Origin of the sequence: Pedomonas sp. (assembly GCF_036515995.1) — a bacterium.
Taxonomy (GTDB): domain Bacteria; phylum Pseudomonadota; class Alphaproteobacteria; order Sphingomonadales; family Sphingomonadaceae; genus Pedomonas.
Genome location: NZ_DATBUP010000018.1, coordinates 1 through 2,420 on the forward strand (window position 1 = coordinate 1; position 2,420 = coordinate 2,420).

Below are 2,420 nucleotides of genomic sequence, written 5' to 3' on the forward strand. Positions count from 1 at the left end.
AATTAAGGGGCTGATCGCAGGGGCCGGGTACAGCAGGAGGTCGGGAAAGGGCCAATGTTCGCACGTTTCTTCATTGACCGGCCCGTCTTCGCCATTGTGATCGCGTTGGCCATCACCATTGCCGGTATTCTGGCGGTTCGCTCATTGCCCATCGAGCAATACCCTTCCGTCGCGCCGCCATCGCTGACCATCTCGGCCGCCTATCCGGGCGCGGATGCGGAAACGCTGGAGCAGAACGTCACTGCCGTGATCGAGCCGGAGCTGAACGGCGTGGAGGGCTTCCTCTACATGAGTTCCACCAGTTCCTCGAACGGTTCGGTCTCCATAACGGTGACGTTCGAGAGCGGTACGAACATCGACGTGGCTCAGATGGAGGTGCAGAACCGTCTGAGCCGCGTGGAGGCTCGGCTTCCAGAGGAAGTGCGGCGGCAGGGTATTCAGGTCAATCAGGCGTCATCAGGCTTTCTGATGATCGTGGCGCTGACCTCGCCGGGCGGCACGCTGAGCGCGCTGGACCTGGGCAACTATGCCAACACCCGGATCATCGACCAGCTGCGGCGGGTGCCCGGCGTCGGAGACGTGCGTCTGTTCGGGTCGGAATACGCCATGCGCATCTGGCTCGACCCGGAGCGACTGGCCAGCTTCAACATGTCTCCGGCCGAGGCACTGGCGGCCGTGCAGGAGCAAAACTCGCAGTCCGCCGGCGGGCAGATCGGCGGGCAGCCTTCCCTGCCGAACCAGCAGCTGAATGCGACCATCATCACCCAGCGCCGCCTGACGACGCCGGAGGAGTTCGGCCAGATCATCCTCAGGGCCAACCCGGACGGCTCGGCGGTACGGCTGGCGGATGTCGCGCAGGTGGAACTGGGCGCGCAGAGTTATGAAAGCACCTCTCGTCTGAACCGCAACCCGATGGGCGGCATGGCCATTCAGCTCGCCACCGGCGCGAACGCGCTGGAAACCGCCGAGGCGGTGAAGCAGCGCATGGCGGAACTGGAGAAGGATTTTCCGGAGGACATGACGTGGCGGGTGCCCTACGACACCTCGCCCTTCATTCAGATCTCCGTGGAATCGGTGCTGCACACCTTGATCGAGGCGGTCGTCCTCGTCTTCCTCGTGATGTATCTGTTCCTGCAGAACCTGCGAGCGACCATCATCCCCACCATCGTGGTGCCGGTTGCGCTTCTGGGGGCATGCGTGGGACTAGCGGCGCTGGGTTACTCGATCAATGTGCTCAGCCTGTTCGCCATGGTGCTGGCCATCGGCATTCTCGTCGATGACGCTATCGTCGTGATCGAGAACGTCGAGCGCATCATGACCGAGGAGGGCCTTTCCCCGCGCGAGGCGACCTACAAGGCCATGGGACAGATTGTGGGAGCCATCATCGGCATCACGCTGGTGCTGGTGGCGGTGTTCATTCCCATGGCCTTCTTCCCCGGCACGGTGGGCGGAATCTACCGGCAGTTCTCGATCACGCTGGCGCTCTCCATCGCCTTCTCGGCGCTGCTGGCACTGACGCTGACGCCCGCCCTGTGCGCTCTCATGCTCAAGCCGACGCACGGCCATGGCGAGCAGAAGCAGGGTTTGCTGGGCCGGTTCTTCGGCGGCTTCAACCGCTGGTTCGGGCGTACGACCGACCGTTACCAAAGCCGGATCGGGAGTCTCGTCCGCCGTCCGCTGCGGTGGATGGCGGTCTATGCCCTGCTGACCGCGGTCGTGGCCTGGCTGTTCACGTCCCTGCCGAGCAGCTTCCTGCCTGAGGAGGATCAGGGCTTCCTCATCACTGTCATTCAGGCACCACCTGGGGCAACGCAGCAGCGCACCCTCGCCGTAGTGGAGCAGGCGGAGGACTATTATCTCTCCCAACCCCAGGTTGACGGCGTCATCGGTATCCTCGGCTTCAGCTTTTTCGGCAGCGGCCAGAACGCCGCCATGATGTTCATCGACCTCAAGGACTGGGACGAGCGGCCGGGAACTGAAAACCACGCCTCCACCGTGGCTGGCAAGGCGATGGGCGCGCTCGCCCAGATCAAGGAGGCCATGATCTTCGCGCTGAGCCCGCCGGCGATTCCTGAACTGGGCACGGCCAGCGGCTTCAGCTTCCGGTTGCAGGACCGTACCGGGCAGGGTCACGCGGCGCTCATTGCGGCGCAGAACCAGCTGCTGGGTCTTGCCGCGCAAAGTCCGGTCCTCTCCGGCGTGCGGCCGGAAGGGTTGCAGGACAGCCCGCAGGTGAGAGTGCTGGTGGATCGCATTCAGGCCCGCGCGCTTGGCGTCAACATTGGAGATATCAACAACACGCTCGCCATCGCCTTCGGGTCCGGCTACGCCAACGACTTCAATCGGGAAGGCCGCGTGCTGCGCGTGCTGTTGCAGGCAGAGGCCGCGCAGCGCATGACGCCGACGGATATTCTAGACCT

The 2,420-nt window shown here is 64.0% G+C and carries 1 protein-coding gene; it reads left to right on the forward strand.

Going from position 1 to position 2,420, the window contains the following annotated elements:
• Positions 1-54: 54 nt before the first annotated feature.
• A partial coding sequence (locus VIG90_RS01795) for an efflux RND transporter permease subunit (RefSeq protein WP_331591710.1) occupies positions 55-2,420 on the forward strand: 2,366 nt, incomplete at its 3' end.